This window comes from Cellulomonas algicola, from assembly GCF_003851725.1.
Lineage (GTDB): Bacteria > Actinomycetota > Actinomycetes > Actinomycetales > Cellulomonadaceae > Cellulomonas > Cellulomonas algicola.
In genome coordinates, this window is sequence record NZ_BHYL01000116.1 from 1 (window position 1) to 17,679 (window position 17,679).

At 74.1% G+C, this 17,679-nt stretch carries 19 protein-coding genes and 2 riboswitches; of the genes, 7 read left to right on the forward strand and 12 right to left on the reverse strand.

What is annotated here, in order from left to right:
• Positions 1–74: 74 nt before the first annotated feature.
• From CTKZ_RS08620 to CTKZ_RS08640, 5 genes are all read right to left on the reverse strand, one after another.
• Complete coding sequence (locus tag CTKZ_RS08620; RefSeq protein ID WP_124342566.1) at positions 75–458, reverse strand: type II toxin-antitoxin system death-on-curing family toxin; 384 nt, start codon at positions 456–458, stop codon at positions 75–77.
• Positions 455–697, reverse strand: a complete 243-nt coding sequence (locus CTKZ_RS08625; protein ID WP_124342567.1) for a type II toxin -antitoxin system TacA 1-like antitoxin — start codon at positions 695–697, stop codon at positions 455–457. The genes CTKZ_RS08620 and CTKZ_RS08625 overlap by 4 nt, the downstream gene beginning before the upstream one ends.
• Positions 698–776: 79 nt before the next feature.
• Entirely contained in the window at positions 777–1,874 is a 1,098-nt protein-coding gene (moaA, locus tag CTKZ_RS08630) for a GTP 3',8-cyclase MoaA (RefSeq protein WP_124342568.1), read from the reverse strand.
• On the reverse strand, positions 1,871–2,293 hold the full coding sequence (locus tag CTKZ_RS08635; RefSeq protein WP_124342569.1) for a molybdenum cofactor biosynthesis protein MoaE: 423 nt from the start codon (positions 2,291–2,293) through the stop codon (positions 1,871–1,873). The genes moaA and CTKZ_RS08635 overlap by 4 nt, the downstream gene beginning before the upstream one ends.
• Complete coding sequence (locus CTKZ_RS08640; RefSeq protein ID WP_124342570.1) at positions 2,290–2,790, reverse strand: MogA/MoaB family molybdenum cofactor biosynthesis protein; 501 nt, start codon at positions 2,788–2,790, stop codon at positions 2,290–2,292. Before CTKZ_RS08640 ends, CTKZ_RS08635 begins: the two co-directional genes overlap by 4 nt.
• Before the next feature lie 119 nt (positions 2,791–2,909).
• On the opposite strand from CTKZ_RS08640, the gene CTKZ_RS08645 reads away from it, so the two are divergent.
• From CTKZ_RS08645 to CTKZ_RS08675, 7 genes are all read left to right on the forward strand, one after another.
• Positions 2,910–3,173: a hypothetical protein gene (locus tag CTKZ_RS08645; RefSeq protein ID WP_124342571.1), complete on the forward strand. Its 264-nt coding sequence runs from the start codon at positions 2,910–2,912 to the stop codon at positions 3,171–3,173.
• Positions 3,174–3,200: 27 nt separating this feature from the next.
• Positions 3,201–3,779 carry a GNAT family N-acetyltransferase gene (locus CTKZ_RS08650; RefSeq protein ID WP_124342572.1) on the forward strand — a complete coding sequence of 193 codons (579 nt, stop codon included), beginning with the start codon at positions 3,201–3,203 and terminating at the stop codon, positions 3,777–3,779.
• A 10-nt stretch (positions 3,780–3,789) separates the two neighbouring features.
• A riboswitch (glycine riboswitch) is annotated at positions 3,790–3,885 on the forward strand.
• A gap of 192 nt (positions 3,886–4,077) precedes the next feature.
• On the forward strand, positions 4,078–7,137 hold the full coding sequence (gene gcvP, locus CTKZ_RS08655; protein WP_124342573.1) for an aminomethyl-transferring glycine dehydrogenase: 3,060 nt from the start codon (positions 4,078–4,080) through the stop codon (positions 7,135–7,137).
• Positions 7,138–7,217: 80 nt separating this feature from the next.
• Positions 7,218–8,369 (forward strand): glycine cleavage system aminomethyltransferase GcvT, encoded by a 1,152-nt coding sequence (gene gcvT / locus CTKZ_RS08660; protein WP_124342574.1) that lies wholly within the window; start codon positions 7,218–7,220, stop codon positions 8,367–8,369.
• An 88-nt stretch (positions 8,370–8,457) separates the two neighbouring features.
• Positions 8,458–8,829, forward strand: a complete 372-nt coding sequence (gene gcvH, locus CTKZ_RS08665) for a glycine cleavage system protein GcvH (RefSeq protein WP_124342575.1) — start codon at positions 8,458–8,460, stop codon at positions 8,827–8,829.
• 289 nt (positions 8,830–9,118) lie between these two features.
• Complete coding sequence (locus CTKZ_RS08670) at positions 9,119–9,352, forward strand: LuxR C-terminal-related transcriptional regulator (RefSeq protein WP_124342576.1); 234 nt, start codon at positions 9,119–9,121, stop codon at positions 9,350–9,352.
• Between the two features lie 100 nt (positions 9,353–9,452).
• A complete protein-coding gene (locus tag CTKZ_RS08675; RefSeq protein ID WP_124342577.1) occupies positions 9,453–9,878 on the forward strand; it encodes a (deoxy)nucleoside triphosphate pyrophosphohydrolase in 426 nt (141 codons plus the stop codon).
• 108 nt (positions 9,879–9,986) lie between these two features.
• Here CTKZ_RS08675 and CTKZ_RS21485 read toward each other — a convergent pair whose 3' ends face one another.
• The 7 genes from CTKZ_RS21485 to CTKZ_RS08705 form a co-directional block, all read right to left on the reverse strand.
• Positions 9,987–10,130 (reverse strand): hypothetical protein, encoded by a 144-nt coding sequence (locus tag CTKZ_RS21485; RefSeq protein WP_160142857.1) that lies wholly within the window; start codon positions 10,128–10,130, stop codon positions 9,987–9,989.
• A 328-nt stretch (positions 10,131–10,458) separates the two neighbouring features.
• Positions 10,459–11,649, reverse strand: a complete 1,191-nt coding sequence (locus CTKZ_RS08680) for a MalY/PatB family protein (protein ID WP_124342578.1) — start codon at positions 11,647–11,649, stop codon at positions 10,459–10,461.
• 102 nt (positions 11,650–11,751) lie between these two features.
• On the reverse strand, positions 11,752–14,073 hold the full coding sequence (gene metE / locus CTKZ_RS08685) for a 5-methyltetrahydropteroyltriglutamate--homocysteine S-methyltransferase (RefSeq protein ID WP_124342579.1): 2,322 nt from the start codon (positions 14,071–14,073) through the stop codon (positions 11,752–11,754).
• On the reverse strand, positions 14,070–15,203 hold the full coding sequence (locus CTKZ_RS08690) for a methylenetetrahydrofolate reductase (RefSeq protein ID WP_371852351.1): 1,134 nt from the start codon (positions 15,201–15,203) through the stop codon (positions 14,070–14,072). The genes metE and CTKZ_RS08690 overlap by 4 nt, the downstream gene beginning before the upstream one ends.
• Positions 15,204–15,270: 67 nt before the next feature.
• Positions 15,271–15,366: riboswitch (SAM riboswitch) on the reverse strand.
• A gap of 236 nt (positions 15,367–15,602) precedes the next feature.
• Positions 15,603–15,818, reverse strand: a complete 216-nt coding sequence (locus CTKZ_RS08695) for a hypothetical protein (protein ID WP_124342580.1) — start codon at positions 15,816–15,818, stop codon at positions 15,603–15,605.
• 221 nt (positions 15,819–16,039) lie between these two features.
• Positions 16,040–16,603: a DNA-3-methyladenine glycosylase I gene (locus CTKZ_RS08700; protein WP_124342582.1), complete on the reverse strand. Its 564-nt coding sequence runs from the start codon at positions 16,601–16,603 to the stop codon at positions 16,040–16,042.
• A 176-nt stretch (positions 16,604–16,779) separates the two neighbouring features.
• Positions 16,780–17,679: TetR/AcrR family transcriptional regulator C-terminal domain-containing protein (locus CTKZ_RS08705; protein ID WP_124342581.1), on the reverse strand; the 900-nt coding region annotated here is incomplete at its 5' end.

Below are 17,679 nucleotides of genomic sequence, written 5' to 3' on the forward strand. Positions count from 1 at the left end.
CGCGGGGCGGCCGGGCGTCGTCGTGTGCGGCTGGGCCTTCGCGGAGCCGCGACGACCGGCGTGAACGTGAGCCGTCAGTCCTCGAGCGGCCGCGCGTGCGCCTCGAGCCACGCGGCGATGTCCTCGAGCGCCAGGTGCTCGTCACCACCGACCGACCGGACGAAGGCGTCGCCCTCGTCCGGATCAACCGTCAGGCGGTAACCGTTCATGTCGTAGAACGCGTCGACGAGTGTCCACGAGAGCCGCTTGTTGCCGTCGAGCAGCGGGTGGGAGCGGTTGACGGCGTCAAGCAGCGCGGCTCCCTTGAGGTGGATCCCGACGTACGCCTCGGAGCCCCAGACGACGGATCCGGGTCGCGCCAACGCTGACGCGAGTGCGCCCTCGTCCCTGATGTAGAGCGCGGCCCGCTCGCACACGTAGAGCGCGTCCTCCATGTCCGGGTACAGGAGCTCGGTCACCGCGACAGCCGCTCCAGCAGGTCGGCGTTCCGCTCCATCGACTCGTCGATCGACCGCCGCCACGCGGCTCGACGCTCGGCGCGCACCGCGAGCGACGCGTCCTCGTCGGCCGCGTCCAGCCGGGCGGCGTGCTCGCGGACGGAGATGGCCACGACATCGGTCATCGTCCGCTTCTCGCGTTCGGCGACGGAGCGGAGCAGCTCCTCGTCGGACGGGTCGAGGCGCAAGGTCATGGCCATGGGAGGCTCCTCGGTCGATGCAGGTATCGGCGAGACACCAACGTACTCGCTGATACCTGGCGGACACCAGAGTCGTCCGTCAGCCGCCGATCGCGCTCATCGGCCGGTCGGGTTGCCGGAACGTCGGCTCGCCGATGCCGTGACCGGCCTTCTTGCCGGCGAGGCAGCGGCGGAACGCGTCGGCGACGGCGCCGTCGTCGAGCGCCTCGTCCCGCACCACCGCCCGCACGTCGACCTCGTCCTGCGCGAACAGGCACGCACGCAGCTGCCCGTCGGCGGTGAGCCGCAGCCGGTCGCACGCCGCGCAGAAGGGTGCGGTGACGGACGCGATGACGCCGACCGTCTGCGGGCCGCCGTCGACGTACCAGAGCTCGGCGGGTGCGGCTCCGCGTCCCGGCACCTCGGTCAGCGTGAACGCCGAGGTGAGCCGGTCGAGGATCTCCCCCTGCGTGACCATCTGCGTGCGGTCCCACGTGTGCCCGCCGTCGAGCGGCATCTGCTCGATGAACCGCATCTGGTACCCGCGGTCCACGGCGAACCGGGTGAGCGCGACGACCTCGTCGTCGTTGACCCCACGCATCGCGACGGCGTTGATCTTCACGGGGTGCAGCCCGGCGGCGTCGGCGGCGGCGAGGCCCGCGAGCGTCTCGACGAGCTTGTCGCGCCGGGTCAGCTCGATGAACTTGCCACGGTCGAGCGTGTCGAGGCTGACGTTCACGCGCGACAGCCCGGCGTCGCGCAGCGGGGAGGCGAGCGCGGGGAGCCGCAGGGCGTTGGTCGTGAGGGACACCTCGGCGCTGCCGTGCGGGCCGGTGAGCGCGGTCAGCCGTCGCACGACGTCGACGACGTCGACGCGCAGCAGCGGCTCGCCGCCGGTGAGCCGGATCTCCGTGATCCCGAGCTCGACGCCGACGCGCGCGACCCGCACGATCTCGTCGGTGCTGAGCATCGTCGAGCGGGCCAGCCACGGGACGCCCTCGGCGGGCATGCAGTACGTGCACCGCAGCGAGCACCGGTCCGTCAGGGAGATGCGCAGGTCGTGGTGCGGCCGCCCGAACCGGTCGACGAGCGGCCCCTCGGAGCGGACGTCGGGCTGCGGCGCGTGCTCCTGCTCCGGGGCGCGGGCGTCGCGGTCGGACGACGCGTCCCGCACCGTCGGCATCGGCAGGTCCGTCATGTCATCCCCACCCACACGTGCGACCCGTCCGCGAGGACCTCGCGCTTCCAGACGGGCAGCTCGGCCTTGACGGCCTCGACGAGCGCCCGGCACACCTCGAACGCCTCGGCCCGGTGCGCGGTCGCGACGGCGCACACGATCGCCGCCTCCCCGACCTCGAGCCGCCCGACGCGGTGGCTGACGGCGAGCCCGAGCACGTCGTCGTCCGCCGCCGCACGCTCGGCGAGCCGCGTGAGCACCGCCGCCGCATCGGGGTGCGCGCTGTACTCGAGCGCCACGACCTTCCCGTCCACCGACGGGTCGTGGTCGCGCACCAGCCCGACGAACGTCGCGACCGCCCCTGCCCGCGCGCTGCTCACATGTTCCACGTGAAACAGCAGGTCAAGCGGACGATCGTCGATCCGCGCCAGCACGGTCATGCGTGGTCACCCCCCGCGACCTGGTCGAGCAGGTGGTCGAGCAGCGGCAGCAGCGTCGCGAGGTTGTCCCGGACGCCCCCGGGGGAGCCGGGGAGGTTCACGACGACGACCCCGTCGGCCGTCACGCCCGCGAGCCCGCGGGACAGGACGGCCGTCGGTACCGTCCGCGCCGACTCGCGCCGCAGCAGCTCGGCGATACCGGGGAGCTCGCGGTCCAGCACCGCGCGCGTCCCCTCGGGCGTCCGGTCGCGCGGCCCGACGCCGGTCCCGCCGGAGGTCACGACGAGCCGCGCACCGTCGCGCGCCGCCGCGTCGATCGCGTGCTGCACCGGGAGCGCGCCGTCCGGGACCACGACGACCTCACCGACCGCGAAGCCGGCCTCGGTCAGCAGGTCGCGCGCCACGGGCCCGGACCGGTCCTCGCGCGTCCCGGCAGCCGACCGGTCGGACACGACGACGACCGACGCCCGCCGCTCGCCCCGGTGTCCCGTGCTCATCGCGTCAGCCTAACGACGCACCCCGGGACCGCCTCCGCTGCCCGCACCGTGGAAAACCCGCTCGTCCTCGCGCCGTGCCAGCATGGGCACGACACCGGACCGGACCACGAAGAGCGGCGATGCGCAGACCTGTCACGACATCGGCCCAGCGCGGCGCCGCGCCGATGTCATGGCGGCGCAAGCGGCGGCTGCTCCTCAACGCCGCCGTCGTGCTCGTGATCGGGCTCGCGGTGCTGCGCGCGGCGACGCGTGGGTCGACGGTGCTTGCCGTCGCCGGTCTGCTCGCGGTCGGCGGCGTGGTGTGGCTGGTCGTCGACATGCTCCGCCGACGCCGGCGCGCAGTGGCCCCCCTCGACCGCGGGTCCGCCGACCGCCCACGCTGAGCGCACCGACCGACGTACGGTGCCCTGATGGGACTCGAGCGGCGGACCGAGCGACTCGTCATGCGGCCGTGGACGACGGCGGACCTCGAGCCGTTCGCGCGGATGAACGCCGACCCGGAGGTCATGGAGCACTTCCCGGCACCGCTGACCCGCGAGCAGAGCGACGCGCTCGCGACCCGCGCGCAGGCGGGCCTGGAGCAGCACGGCTGGGGTCTGTGGGCACTGGAGGTGGACGGCAGGTTCGCCGGCTTCACCGGTCTGAGCCGCCCGTCGTGGAACCCTGCCCTCGTCGAGGTCGGCTGGCGGCTGCCGCGCTGGGCGTGGGGGAACGGGTACGCGTCGGAGGCCGCGCGTGAGGCGCTGCGCGTCGGCTTCGAGGAGGCGGGCCTCGACGAGATCGTCTCGTTCACGGCGGTCCAGAACATCCGCTCGCAGGCGGTGATGCAGCGGATCGGCATGACGCGCGACCCCGCCGACGACTTCGACCACCCGTCGGTCCCGCACGGGCACCGGCTGGAGCGGCACGTGCTGTACCGCATCGCCCGACCGGCGGTCAGCGGCGGCCACGCGGCGGCGGGTACGCTGGCAGGGCAACGCGACAACTGAACACGCTGCTCGAACCGACGCGGGAGAGCTCCGGACACCACGAGCCGGACGCCGAAGGAGCAACCCTCCCCGGGAATCTCTCAGGCCCCTGTACCGCGACGGCGAGGCAACTCTGGAAAGCGGTCGACCCCCGACGGGGACCGACCCACCGACGGTGCAAGTCGGCGCGCCCCGGGCCCGTAGCGGCCATGGCGGACCGGCAAAACTCTCAGGTCGCACGCCCCGGCGCGCGGATGACAGAGCGGGGAGCCCACACGCCCGTCCCGGCGCGCCTGCCGGACGACCCCCGGAGCAGCCCGTGACCGACCTCAGCTCGTTGCACGACGTCGTCGCCCGTGCCGGCGCCCTCGCCGTCCCGCCCGTGCAGCCCGACGCCGACGCCCCGCACGCCGGCCCTGCGGCCGAGAGCCACACCGCCGCGGTGAACCTGACGGCCGTCGAGCACACGCCCGCCGCCGAGGGTTTCGCCGACCGGCACATCGGTCCGCGCGGCGAGGAGACGCTGCGCATGCTGTCCACGGTCGGCTTCCCGACGGTCGACGCGCTGATCGACGCCGCGGTGCCCGCGTCGATCCGCACGGGCCGTGAGCTCGACCTGCCGGCGGCCCGCAGCGAGGAGGAGGTCCTCGACGCGCTACGCGGCATCGCGGGCCGCAACCGCGTGCTCACGTCGATGATCGGCCAGGGGTACTACGACACGGTGACGCCGCCGGTGATCCGCCGCAACGTGCTGGAGTCGCCCGCCTGGTACACGGCGTACACGCCGTACCAGCCGGAGATCTCGCAGGGGCGCCTCGAGGCGCTGCTCAACTTCCAGACGATGGTCACGGACCTCACGGGCCTGGACATCGCGAACGCGTCGCTGCTCGACGAGGCGACCGCCGTGGCGGAGGCGGTCGCGCTCATGTGGCGCGGGCAGCGCAACAAGCCGGGCACGGTCGTGCTCGACGCGGACCTGTTCGGCCAGTCGCTGGCCGTGACGGTCGGGCGCGCGGAGGCGATCGGCCTGCCGGTCGTCGTCGCGGACCTGTCCGACGGGCTGCCGGAGGTCGAGGGGACGCTGCTCGGGGTCGTCGTGCAGCAGGTCGGCGCGTCGGGCGCGGTGCGCGACCTGCGGCCCGTGATCGCGCAGGCGAAGGAGCGCGGCGCGCTCGTGACGGTCGCCTCGGACCTGCTGGCGCTCACGCTCGTGACGACGCCGGGCGAGCTCGGCGCGGACATCGCGGTCGGCTCGGCGCAGCGGTTCGGCGTCCCGCTGTTCGGCGGCGGCCCGCACGCCGCGTTCATGGCGGTCCGCAACGGCCTGGAGCGCTCGCTCCCCGGGCGGCTCGTCGGGGTCAGCATCGACGCCGACGGCGCGCGCGCCTACCGCCTCGCGCTGCAGACGCGTGAGCAGCACATCCGCCGCGAGAAGGCCACGAGCAACATCTGCACCGCGCAGGCGCTGCTCGCGATCGTCGCGTCGATGTACGCGGTCTACCACGGCCCCGACGGCCTGCGGGCCATCGCGCAGCGCGTGCACGGGCACGCGCGGTCGGTCGCGACGGTCCTCACCGAGGTCGGCGTGACCGTCGAGCACGCGACGTTCTTCGACACCGTGCGCGCGGCCGTCCCGGGTCGCGCGGCAGACGTCGTCGCCGCGGCCGCGGACCTCGGCGTCAACCTGTGGGCGCCCGACGCCGACCACGTGCAGGTCACGTGCGACGAGCGGACCCGCCCGGAGCACGTGCTCGCGGTCGTCCTCGCGTTCGCGCAGGCCGGCACGACGCGTCTCGAGGCGGACGACGACGGCACGTTCGCGTTCGGCTTCGTCGGCGCGGGCGACCTCGACGGCCCGTCCGACGCCCTGCCGGACACGCTGCGCCGCACGACGCCGTACCTGCAGCACCCCGTCTTCCACCTGCACCGCTCCGAGACCGCGATGCTGCGCTACCTGCGACGCCTGTCCGACAAGGACCTCGCGCTCGACCGGACGATGATCCCGCTGGGCTCCTGCACCATGAAGCTCAACGCGACGGTCGAGATGGAGGCGATCTCCTGGCCCGAGTTCGCGTCGATCCACCCCTTCGCCCCCGCCGACCAGGCGCAGGGCTACGCCGAGCTCGTCACCGAGCTGCAGGACTGGCTCGCCGAGATCACCGGCTACGCGGCGGTGTCCGTCCAGCCCAACGGCGGCTCGCAGGGCGAGTTCGCAGGCCTGCTCGCGATCCACGCCTACCACCGCAGCCGCGGCGAGGAGCGCGACATCTGCCTCATCCCGGCCTCCGCGCACGGCACGAACGCGGCCTCGGCGGCGCTCGCGGGCCTGCGCGTCGTGGTCGTCGCGACCGCGCCCGACGGGTCGATCGACCTCGACGACCTGCGCGCGAAGCTCGACCAGCACGGCCCCCAGGTCGCGGCGATCATGATCACGTACCCCTCGACGCACGGCGTCTACGAGGAGGGCGTCCGGACGGTGTGCGACCTCGTGCACGACGCAGGCGGCCAGGTGTACATCGACGGCGCGAACCTCAACGCGCTCGTCGGGCTCGCGCGGCCGGGCGAGATCGGCGGCGACGTGAGCCACCTCAACCTGCACAAGACGTTCTGCATCCCGCACGGCGGCGGCGGTCCCGGCGTCGGGCCGGTCGCGGTCGCGGCGCACCTCGCACCGTTCCTGCCGGGCGACCCGACCCCGGCGCGCTCCGGAGCGGGCGACGCGGCGACGAGCGGTGCCGTCGCCCCCGTGTCCGCCGCACCCTGGGGCTCGGCGGGCATCCTGCCGATCTCGTGGGCGTACGTCGCGCTCATGGGCCCCGACGGCCTGCGCGCCGCGACGGAGACCGCGGTGCTGGCCGCGAACTACCTGGCCACGCGCCTCGCCCCGCATTTCCCGGTTCTCTACACGGGCCCGAACGGGCTCGTCGCGCACGAGTGCATCCTCGACCTGCGCGACCTCACCAAGCAGACGGGCGTGACCGCGGAGGACGTCGCGAAGCGGCTCATGGACTACGGCTTCCACGCGCCGACGCTGTCGTTCCCCGTCGCGGGCACGCTCATGGTCGAGCCGACCGAGAGCGAGGACCTCGCCGAGCTCGACCGGTTCGTCGACGCGCTCGTCGCGATCCGTGCGGAGATCGACGCGGTCGCCGACGGTCGCTGGGCCGTCGAGGAGTCGCCCCTGCGGGGCGCCCCGCACACCGCCGCAGCCGTGACGTCCGACGACTGGGACAAGCCGTACCCGCGCCGGCTCGCGGCCTACCCGGTCGCGTCGCTCGGCGAGAACAAGTACTGGCCGCCGGTCCGCCGCATCGACGGCGCGCACGGCGACCGCAACCTCATCTGCTCGTGCCCGCCGGTCGAGGCGTTCGCCGAGTGAGCACGCCCGAGCCCACCCCGACGACGCCGGCGGCCGCGACGACCGCGACCGGTGAGCCGGACCCGACGAACGGAGCGACCGTGAGCGACCCGACGACGGACACCCTGTCCCCGCTGCACGACGAGCACGTCGCCCTGGGCGCCGCGCTCACGTCCTTCGCGGGGTGGCAGATGCCGCTGCGCTACTCGTCCGACATCGCCGAGCACACCGCGGTCCGCACGGCCGCGGGGCTGTTCGACCTGTCGCACATGGGCGAGCTCGAGATCACCGGCCCGCAGGCGGGCGCCGCGCTCGACGCGGCCCTCGTCGGCCACCTGTCGGCGCTCGCCGACGGTCGCGCGCGGTACACGATGATCGTCGACGAGCACGGCGCGGTCCTCGACGACCTCGTCGTCTACCGGCTGGCGCCCGAGAGGTTCGTCGTCGTCGCGAACGCGTCGAACGTCGACGTCGTCCGCGCGGCACTGGTCGAGCGGCTCGCGGGCTTCGACGCGACCCTCGACGACGCCTCCCTGCGGACGGCCCTCGTCGCGGTGCAGGGTCCGCGCGCGGCGGAGATCCTCGCGTCCGTGGCCGAGGCCTCCGACGTCGACGCGGTGCGCGCGCTCACGTACTACGCCGCGGTCCCGGCGACCGTCGCGGGTCTGCCCGCGCTCGTCGCGCGCACCGGCTACACCGGCGAGGACGGCTTCGAGCTGTTCGTCGACGCCTCCGACGCGCCCGCGCTGTGGCGCGCCCTGCTCACCGCCGGCGAGCCGCACGGGCTCGTCCCCGCGGGCCTCTCCGCGCGCGACAGCCTGCGCCTCGAGGCCGGCATGCCGCTCTACGGCAACGAGCTCGACCGCACGACGACGCCCTACGACGCCGGCCTCGGTCGCGTCGTCCGGCTCGACAAGACCGACGCCGACGGCAAGCCGCTCGACTTCGTCGGACGCGCCGCGCTCGCCGGTCGCCACGACTCCGAGCCCGCGCGCGTGCTCGTCGGGCTGCAGGGTCTCGGTCGTCGCGCCGCCCGGCACGGGTACCCGGTGCTCGCGTCGTCGGCGCCGGACGCCCCGCACGTCGGGACCGTCACGTCGGGCGCCCCGTCGCCGACCCTCGGACACCCCGTCGCCATGGCGTACGTGACCCCGGAGGTCAGCGCGCCCGGCACCGAGCTCGCCGTCGACGTGCGCGGACGCGCCGAACTCGTGCGCGTGGTGGCCCTGCCCTTCTACCGTCGTCCTCGATGACGCCGTCGCGTCGGGACCCGTCCCGGCGCGACCCCACCCGACGACACCCGTCCTCGACGAGCCCGGCCCGGACCCACCTGGAGACGCCATGACCGACCTGCCCACGCATCTGCACTACACGCTCGAGCACGAGTGGCTCCAGGACGGCGCCCCCGCGACCGTCGGCATCACCTCGACCGCCGCCGAGGCGCTCGGCGACATCGTCTACCTCGAGCTGCCGGCCGTCGGCGAGACGATCACCGCCGGCGCCGTGGTCGGCGAGATCGAGTCGACCAAGTCCGTCTCCGAGCTCTTCTCGCCGGTCTCCGGCACCGTCGCCGAGGTTAACCAGGAGGCGGTCGACGACCCGTCACTCGTCAACTCGGACCCCTTCGGCCGGGGCTGGCTGCTCAAGGTCGACGTCACCGAGACGGGCCCGCTGCTCACCGCCGAGGAGTACGAGGCGCACGCCGCCGGCTGACGGTCGCCTCCGGGAGTGAACCAACTGCTGCGCTGATCCGTATATCGGACGTTACGGACCGCACACCATCGGCCGAACGGGTGAACCGCGCGGTCTCCTGCAACCCGGGTGTATCAGCATCGCCCCCCGGCGTTCATTGTGGGTGGCAGCGAGACCGGTACGCAGCGCTTCGCGAAAACGAGTTGGTGAAAGTGGCGTCATGACGCCCTGGTTGTCGCCTCTCATCCGGTACGCCGCCTCAGGCGGAGCCGGAGAAGTCGGCATCCATGCAGCACAACCGGAGGACACGATGAGCATGTTGGAGACGAGCGAGACGGTCGGGACCGTCACCGAGGCGCTGACGCGCCGCGAGCGGGTGGTCCTCGGCGAGCTCGGCGAGGACGTGACGCTCGAGGAGATCGCCACCCGTCTGTTCGTGACGCGCAACACCGTCAAGTCCCAGGTCCGCAGCGTCTACCGCAAGATCGGCGTCTCCACGCGCGCCGAGGCGGTCGCGTGGGCCGTCGCGCACGGCATCCGCTGATCTGACGAAGCCGACTTCCCCGGCGGCCCGGGCGACCGGGCCGCCGCACGGCAGCCGGCCGCCACACCCGAGTCGCCACCGGGACTGGCAGACTCACCGCATGACACCCCCTGTGCTCGTCGTCGCCGCCGCCGTGGTCGACGACCTGGACGAGCCCCGGGTCCTGCTCTCCGCGCGTCGCGCGACGCCGGCGAGCCTCGCAGGTCGATGGGAGTTCCCCGGCGGCAAGGTCGACGCCGGGGAGACCCCCGAGACCGCGCTCCACCGTGAGCTCCGGGAAGAGCTCGGCGTCCGTGTCGCTCTCGGCGACGAGGTCGTGGGTCCGGACGACGGCGTCTGGCCCCTCACCGACCGGTACGTGATGCGCCTCTGGCTCGCGGAGGTCGTCGACGGCGTCCCCGAGCCGCTCGTCGAGCACGACGAGCTCCGCTGGCTGCCCGCCGGTCAGTGGCACGTCGTCCCGTGGCTCGACGCGGACGTCCCCATCGTCGACGCCCTCGTCGCACTGGTCCGCGACCGCGTCTGACGCGTCCGCCCCGGCGATCGCTGCCGCACCCGGGCATGAGACGGCCCGCGGGGGGCCGGCATCGACGGCGGCGGGACCGTGCGCCGGCCCGCTCCGCGGGCCGTCAGCTCACCAGCGGTGGTTGCTGTTGCCCGAGCAGATCATTCCGGTGCCCCGGCAGAACGTGCACTCGCCCTTCCACCGCTTGCGACCCTGACCCTCGCAGTGGCTGCACTCCGCCACCGGGGACGTGCACTCGTCGCACCTCTTCATGTCGGCCTCCTCGCCAGGCTCGTCGTCGTGCCCGGACCTCGTCGCCGTCTGGACCGGCACGGGGTCTTCAGTCGTCAGCATCGGCAGGACGGGCGTCCACTTGAGCGGCGCAACCCGACCGTGACCTGGACACCTGCCCGCAGGGCGTCCTGGCCAGGACCTATGTCGCGATTCGTGCGCTGTGTCCGTGCAGCCCGGCGCAGATTCGCCCGTTCGGCGCAAGGGTCGTCGGCGCGTCGCTGAGCGGTCCGACGCGCACGTCGCCGCGCAGGCGAGCCAGGATCGGACCGACGGGCGGCGAACCGCCGAGGTGTCCGGTGGCGGAACGTCAGGCGAGGGCCGATGCCAGACGTCGGACGCCGTCCTCGAGGGTGGCCGTCGACGCCGCGAGGTTGAGGCGGGCGAAGCCGACGCCCTCGGGTGCGCCGAACGTCGGCCCGGGGTTGAGCGCGAGGCGACCGCGATCGAGTGCGAGCCGTGCGGGGTCGGCGCCGTCGCGAACCGCGGGGACGTCGCGCAGGTCGAGCCACGCGAAGTACGTCGCGTCGGGCGGTGCCCAGCGTGCCGCGGGCAGGTGCGTCGCCAGCAGGTCCGAGAGCAGCCGCTGGTTGTGCCGCAGACCGTCGAGGACCGCGTCCAGCCAGTCCCCGCAGTCGCGCAGCGCGGTCGTGTGGGCGACGGCGCCCAGGTGGCTGACGCCGTGCAGCACGATCTCGGGCAGGCGCGCGAGGTCGGCGCGCGCGTCCGGTCCGGGGACGGCGACCGCGGCCTTGAGCGCGGCGAGGTTGAACGCCTTCGACGCCGAGTGCAGCGCGATGGCCGACGGGATCACCGTCGTCGTCGGGACGAACCGGGGCCGCGCGCCGTCCTGCTCGCCGCGACCGGCCGTGACGAGCGGCGCGTGGATCTCGTCCGCGACGACCCGGACGCCGTACCGCCGCGCGAGCTCGCCGACAGCCGCGAGCTCGGCGGCTGTGTGCAGGGTGCCCGTCGGGTTGTGCGGGTGGCAGAGCAGGTACGCGGCGCGCCGGCTGTCCGTCGTCGCGGCGGCGAACGCGGCCGCGAGCACGTCGAGGTCGAGGCGACCGTCCGGACCGAGCGGGGCCGGCAGCGGGCGACGGTCGGCGTGCTCGACGAACTGCACGAACGGCGGGTACACGGGCGGGTTGATCACGACGGCGTCGCCGGGGTCGGTGACGAGCCGCAGCACCTCGACGATGCCCAGCATGACGTCCGGCACGAGACGGCAGTCGGCGACGGGCACGTCCCAGCCGTACCGGGCGGCGGCGAACCCGGCGATTGCCTCGGCGTAGCCAGGCCCGTGCACGTACCCGGTGTCGCCGGCGCGCATCGCGTCCGACACCGCGCGCACGACGGCCTCGGGCTGCGGGACGTCCATCTCCGCGACGTACATCGGCAGCACGTCGGCGGGGTAGCGGCGCCACTTCTGGCTCGTCCGGCGCCGCAGCGCGTCGAGCGGCACGGAGTCGAAGATCGTCGTCCCGCCGCGCACGTCCACGTCCCGACCCTACGTCGGGCCCTGCGCGGCCGGCGGAGGGCCGGCTCCCTGGTGGACCCGGCCCTCCGGTCGTGCGGTGCGCCCGTCAGGGCGTGTGCGGCGTCAGAGCGTCGCGCGGACCGCCCGCGTCGCCTGCAGGATGTGCTCGAGCGACGGGGTGACCTCCTCGTAGCGGCGGGTCTTGAGGCCGCAGTCGGGGTTCACCCAGAGCTGGTCGAGCGCGATGGCCTTGACGGCCTCGGTGAGGAGCTCCTCGACCTCGCCCTCGCTCGGCACGCGCGGCGAGTGGATGTCGTAGACGCCCGGGCCGACCGCACGCGGGTAGCCCGCGGCGGCGATGTCGCCGAGGATCTCCATCTTCGAGCGCGCCGCCTCGATGGACGTGACGTCGGCGTCGAGGCCGTCGATCGCGCCCATGATCTGGCCGAACTCGGAGTAGCAGAGGTGCGTGTGGATCTGCGTGTCCTCGCGCACGCCCGCCGTGGAGAGGCGGAACGAGCGGACCGACCAGTCGAGGTACGCCGCGTGGTCCTCCGCGCGCAGCGGCAGGAGCTCGCGGAGCGCGGGCTCGTCGACCTGGATGATGCCGATGCCGGCGGCCTCGAGGTCGGCGATCTCGTCGCGCAGGGCGAGGCCGACCTGGTTGGCGGTGTCGCCGAGCGGCTGGTCGTCGCGGACGAACGACCAGGCGAGGATCGTCACCGGGCCGGTGAGCATGCCCTTGACGGGCTTCTCCGTGAGCGACTGCGTGTACGACGTCCACGCGACCGTGATGGGCGCCGGGCGGGACACGTCGCCCCAGAGGATCGACGGGCGCGTGCAGCGCGAGCCGTAGGACTGGACCCAGCCGTTCTGCGTCACGGCGAACCCGTCGAGGTTCTCCGCGAAGTACTGGACCATGTCGTTGCGCTCGGGCTCGCCGTGCACGAGGACGTCGAGGCCGATCTTCTCCTGCAGCTCGACGACGCGGCGGATCTCCGCCTTCATCTCGTCCTCGTACTGCTCGGCGGTCAGCTCGCCCTTGCCGAACGCGGCGCGCGCCTTGCGGATCTCGGGCGTCTGCGGGAACGAGCCGATGGTGGTCGTGGGCAGCGGCGGCAGGTCGAAACGCGCGGCCTGCGCGGCCTTGCGGCCCTCGAAGTCGCCGCGGTTGAACGCGTCCTCGCCGAGGGCGGCGACGCGCTCGCGCACCTCGGGGCGGACCACGCCGGGGGCCGTCTTGCGCGAGGCGACGGCGTCGGACGCGGCGAGGAGCTGCTCGTGGATCGCCTCGCGGCCCTCGGTCAGGCCCTCGGCGAGCGTGACGACCTCGACGACCTTCTGGTCGGCGAACGCGAGCCACGACTTCAGCGTCGGGTCGAGCGTGGGCTCGTCCTGCACGTCGTGGGGGACGTGGAACAGCGACGTCGACGTGCCGACCGTCACCGCGCCCGCACCGAGGTTCTCGAGCTGCTCGAGCACCTGGAGCTTGGCGTCGAGGTCGGCGCGCCAGATGTTGTGGCCGTCGATCACGCCGGCGACCAGCGTCTTCGACTCCAGGCCGGCGACGGCCTGCGTCGGGGCCGGGCCGCGGACCAGGTCGACGCCGATGGCCTCGACGTCGGTCGCCGCGAGCACGCCGAGCGCGTCGCGCAGGTCGCCGTAGGGCGCGGCGACGAACAGCGCCGGGCGGCCCTCGACCGCGGTGAGCGCGCCGTACGCCTCGGTGACGGACGCGAGCAGACGCTCGACGGGCACCTCGACCGAGTCGGACACGAGGGCCGGCTCGTCGAGCTGGACCCACGTCGCACCGGCGGCGGCGAGGTCGCGCAGCAGCGCGGCGTAGACGGGGAGCACGTCGGCGAGGCGGTCGATGGGCGCGAAGTCGTCGGGCGAGCCCTCGGCGGCCTTGGCGAGCGCGAGGAACGTCACCGGGCCGACGATGACCGGGCGGGTCAGCACGCCCTCGGCCAGCGCCTCGGCGAACTCGCGGACCGGGCGGTCGCTGGCGTAGCGGAACTCGGTGTCGGGGCCGATCTCGGGGACCAGGTAGTGGTAGTTCGAGTCGAACCACTTGGTCATCTCGAGCGGCAGGTCGTCACCGCGGCCGCGCGCGACCGTCGAGTAGCCCGCGAGGTCCAGACGGCCGTCGGCGTCGAGCAGGTCGGCGAAGCGCGACGGGATCGCGCCGAGCACGGCTGCGGCGTCGAGCACGTGGTCGTAGAACGAGAACGCGCTGGGGATCGCCGGCACGTCGGTGCGCAGGCCGAGCTCGGCCAGGCGGGTGCGGGTGCGGCGGCGCAGGTCGGCGGCGACGGCCTCGACCTCGTCGGCCGAGGAGCGACCGGCCCAGAACGCCTCGATGGCCTTCTTGAGCTCGCGGCGCGGGCCGATCCGGGGGTAGCCCAGGACGGAGCCGGCGGGGAACGTGGGGGTGGTGGTCATCGCGGTGTCTGTCCCTCGTGGGTCGGGTCGGGTGCCGTCGTGGTCGGTCCGGGCGTGCCGGGGGTCGTCGCGGTGGGGGCCGTGACGGGTACGGCGCTGCGGCCGGTGCGGGCCCCGCCGTCCAGACCTGCTCCTTCGAGCAGGTCGAGCGCGGCGTGGTGCTGGTTGAACGTGTAGAGGTGGACGCCCGGGGCGCCGCCGTCGAGCACGCCCTGGACGAGGTCGACGCCGGCGCGGATGCCGCGACGGTGCCGCTCGAGGTCGTCGTCCGCGGACCCGAGCAGGTCGAGCAGGTCGCGCGGGACGGGCACACCCGTGAGGTCCTGCACGCGGAGCAGCCGTGCGGGGTCCGTGCTGGGGATGATGCCCGGGATGATCGGGATGGTGACGCCCGCGTCGTGCGCCTCGGCGACGAGCCCGAGGTACGACTCGGCGTCGAAGAAGACCTGCGTGATCGCGAAGTCCGCGCCGGCCTCCTGCTTGGCCAGCAGCGACGCGACGTCCTGCGCGCGGGTCCCGCCGGTCGCCGCGTTGCCCCGGGGGAACGCCGCGACGGCCACCGAGAGCGGCCGGACGCGGGCGCGGACCGCCTGCGACGGGCTGCCCGCGCACCGGCGGGACTCGATCTCGCGCAGCAGCTCCACGAGCTCGCTCGCGGTGTTCACGCCGTCCGGGTGCGGCTGCCAGTCGTCCTGCCCCGCGGGCGGGTCGCCGCGCAGCGCCAGGAAGGAGCGCGCACCTTCGTCGAGGAACTCCTCGACGATGGCCGTGATCTCGTCGCGCGACGTGCCGACGCACGTGAGGTGCGCGATCGGGTTGAGCGACGTCTCGCGCAGGAGCCGGCTGACGAGCGCACGGGTCGTGACGCGCGTGCGGCCCGAGGCGCCGTACGTGACCGACACGAAGTCGGGGTGCGCCTCGCCGAGCCGCTGGATCGTCTCCCAGAGCCGCGGGGCGGCGTCGGGGTTGCGCGGCGGAAACAGCTCGAACGACACGGTCGGCCGGTCGATCGCGGCGAGCGGGCGGTCGGGGACCACGTGCGGGCCGGTCGTCCGACGCGAGCCGGCGTCGGCGACGGTGCCGGTCGCGTCGACCGTGCCGGGGACCGCGTCCACGACGGGGGCGCTCACCGGACGACCGGTGTCGGTCGGCCCGCGCGGGGGTCGCGGGGGCACGCGGGGTGCTGCGGCATCGTTCACTCCATCGACCCTGGCGGAAGCACCCACACCCTCGCCAGGAGGGGGGTTGCTGCGGCGTCGTCGAGCCAGGTCTCTCGGCCGCTCTGGATGGTTGTCGAGATGCTAGACCGCCGACCACATGGTGGGCAACGTTGCTCGACCGGTGAGACACCGACGTCCGCCCGCGACGTGGTCCGTCGCGCGGGTTGCGTGGCCGCCGCGAGCCGTCGGCCGTCGATGATGATGATCGATCCCGCGCGGTGCCGGACGGTTGCCCGACGAGGGGCTGAGGAGGGCGGGGCGGAGGGGCTGAGGAGGGCGGGGCGGAGGGGCGTCCGGTCCGTCCTCGGATCAGCGGCGGCGGCGCGGGGTCAGGTGACCGGGCCGGAGCCGGCTGCGCTGCGTCGGGACGTCGAACCAGGAGGTCGGCGAACCCGCCACGACACCGAGCAGACCGTCCTGGACGGCGGCCAGCACCTCGGCGTCGACGTCCGACGGCGTGGACATCGCGGCGGCAGCCGCACGCACGGCGTCGAGCCGCCCGTCGGGGTCCGTCGTGTCCGTCATGCCGGGCATCCTAACCTCCGCCCGAAAGTGGGTCGGAGGCGCGTGCCGAGGCGTCACTCGACGGGAGCAGCAGCCTCACGCGGGCGCCGCGCCGAGCGGTCGTCGGTGGCCGCTGGGATGCGTCGGCTGCGATGGTCCGCGGCCGCCGGGATGCGTCCGCCGCGCTGGTAGGCGGGCGTTCTCCGCACGGTGGACACCGTGGCCGACGCAGCGCGGACGCGTCACGCCACCGCTACCGCGACCGACGGGCACGTCGCGAGGTGGTCGTCGACCAGCCCGCACGCCTGCATCGCGGCGTAGGCGGTCGTGGGTCCGACGAACCGGAAGCCGAGCGACTTGAGCTCGCGCGCGAGCGCGCGGGACTCCGCGGTCACGGCCGGCACGTCCGTCCAGGTCGCGGGCCGGACGTGGTCGGCCCGGTCGGGGGCGTGGGACCACAGGACCTCGTCGAGCGTGCGTCCCTGCGCGTGCAGGTCCCGCAGCGCACGGGCGTTGGCGATCGTCGCCTCGATCTTCGCGCGGTTCCGGACGATGCCGACGTCGGCCATCAGGCGTGCGACGTCGTCATCGCCGAACTCCGCCACGACCTCGGGGTCGAAGTCGGCGAAGGCCGCGCGGAATGCGGGTCGCTTGCGCAGGATCGTGATCCAGGCGAGCCCGGACTGGAAGCCCTCGAGCGCGAGCCGCTCGAAGAGCGCGTGCTCCCCGTGGACCGGGTGCCCCCACTCCTCGTCGTGGTACTGCTCGTAGAGGGGGTCGCCGTCGCCGAAGCACCGGCCCGTCACGAGCGGGCGTGCCGGGGTGGCGGCGGGGACGTCGGGCGTCGCGGCGGCGTCAGGGGTCTGCGTGGGCACGGCGTCAGTCTGGCGCGGGACGCCGACACCGCGCGGGCGGACGTCGACGGCTGGGGATGCCGGTGCACCGACGCGGGCTGTGGACGGCTCGCGTGGGGTCGTGCCGCTCACGATCCCGTGCGACCCTCCGCCCGTGCGATGAGCGCCGCGATGCCGTCGAGCAGCAGGGTCGTGCCGAACGAGACCGGGCCGTCCTCCATCGCGGCCCCGAAGGCTCCCGCGCTCGCGGCCCGGACGAGCGCGGGGTGCTCGTCGGGCGTCGCGACGGCCAGCAGCATCCCGTCCATGTCGTAGGACCGGGACGTCGCCTCCTGCACGGCCCGCTCCCGGTCGGTCCACGAGGCGAACAGCCGCAGCTCGTCCAGCTGGTGGCTCGCGATCGTGCCGACGGCCGTCACCTTGGTCGCCTCGTCGAGCGGCGTGTCCTCGAGGGCCGCGACCATCGCCTCCATCCAGGCGAGCCGGTTGGGCCCGACCGCGTGCAGGACGGTGCCCGTCTGCGCGAGCCACGGGTGCGAGAACAGGACCGGCTGCTGGATCGACACCAGCAGCTCGATGCGCGCGCGCCAGTCGCCGACCTCGCGCCCGACGGCGGGCGGCCGGCCGCTCGCGCGGTCGGACATGAGGCTGACGACCTCGTCCTTCGACGCCACGTAGCGGTAGAGCGACATGGTCGTGAACCCGAGCGACTCCGCGAGCCGTGCCATCGACACCGCACCGAGGCCCTCCGCGTCCGCGAGCGCGATGGCGGCGTCGGCGATCTGGTCGAGCGTGAGGCTCGGGCGCGGACCTCGCCGGGGTGGCTCGGGAGTGCGCCACAGGACGGCGAGGTCGGGCGGGAGCGCGGACGCGTCGACCGTGGTCGTGGGCGCGGCCTCGGCGCGGGCGGCCTCGCGACGCGCCTTCTCGGCCTCGCGAGCGGCGCGCTGCTGTGCGAGGGCGGCGTCGCGCGCGGCCTTCTCGGCCTCACGCAGGGCCCGGCCGGCCTCGCGTGCGGCGTCGCGGGC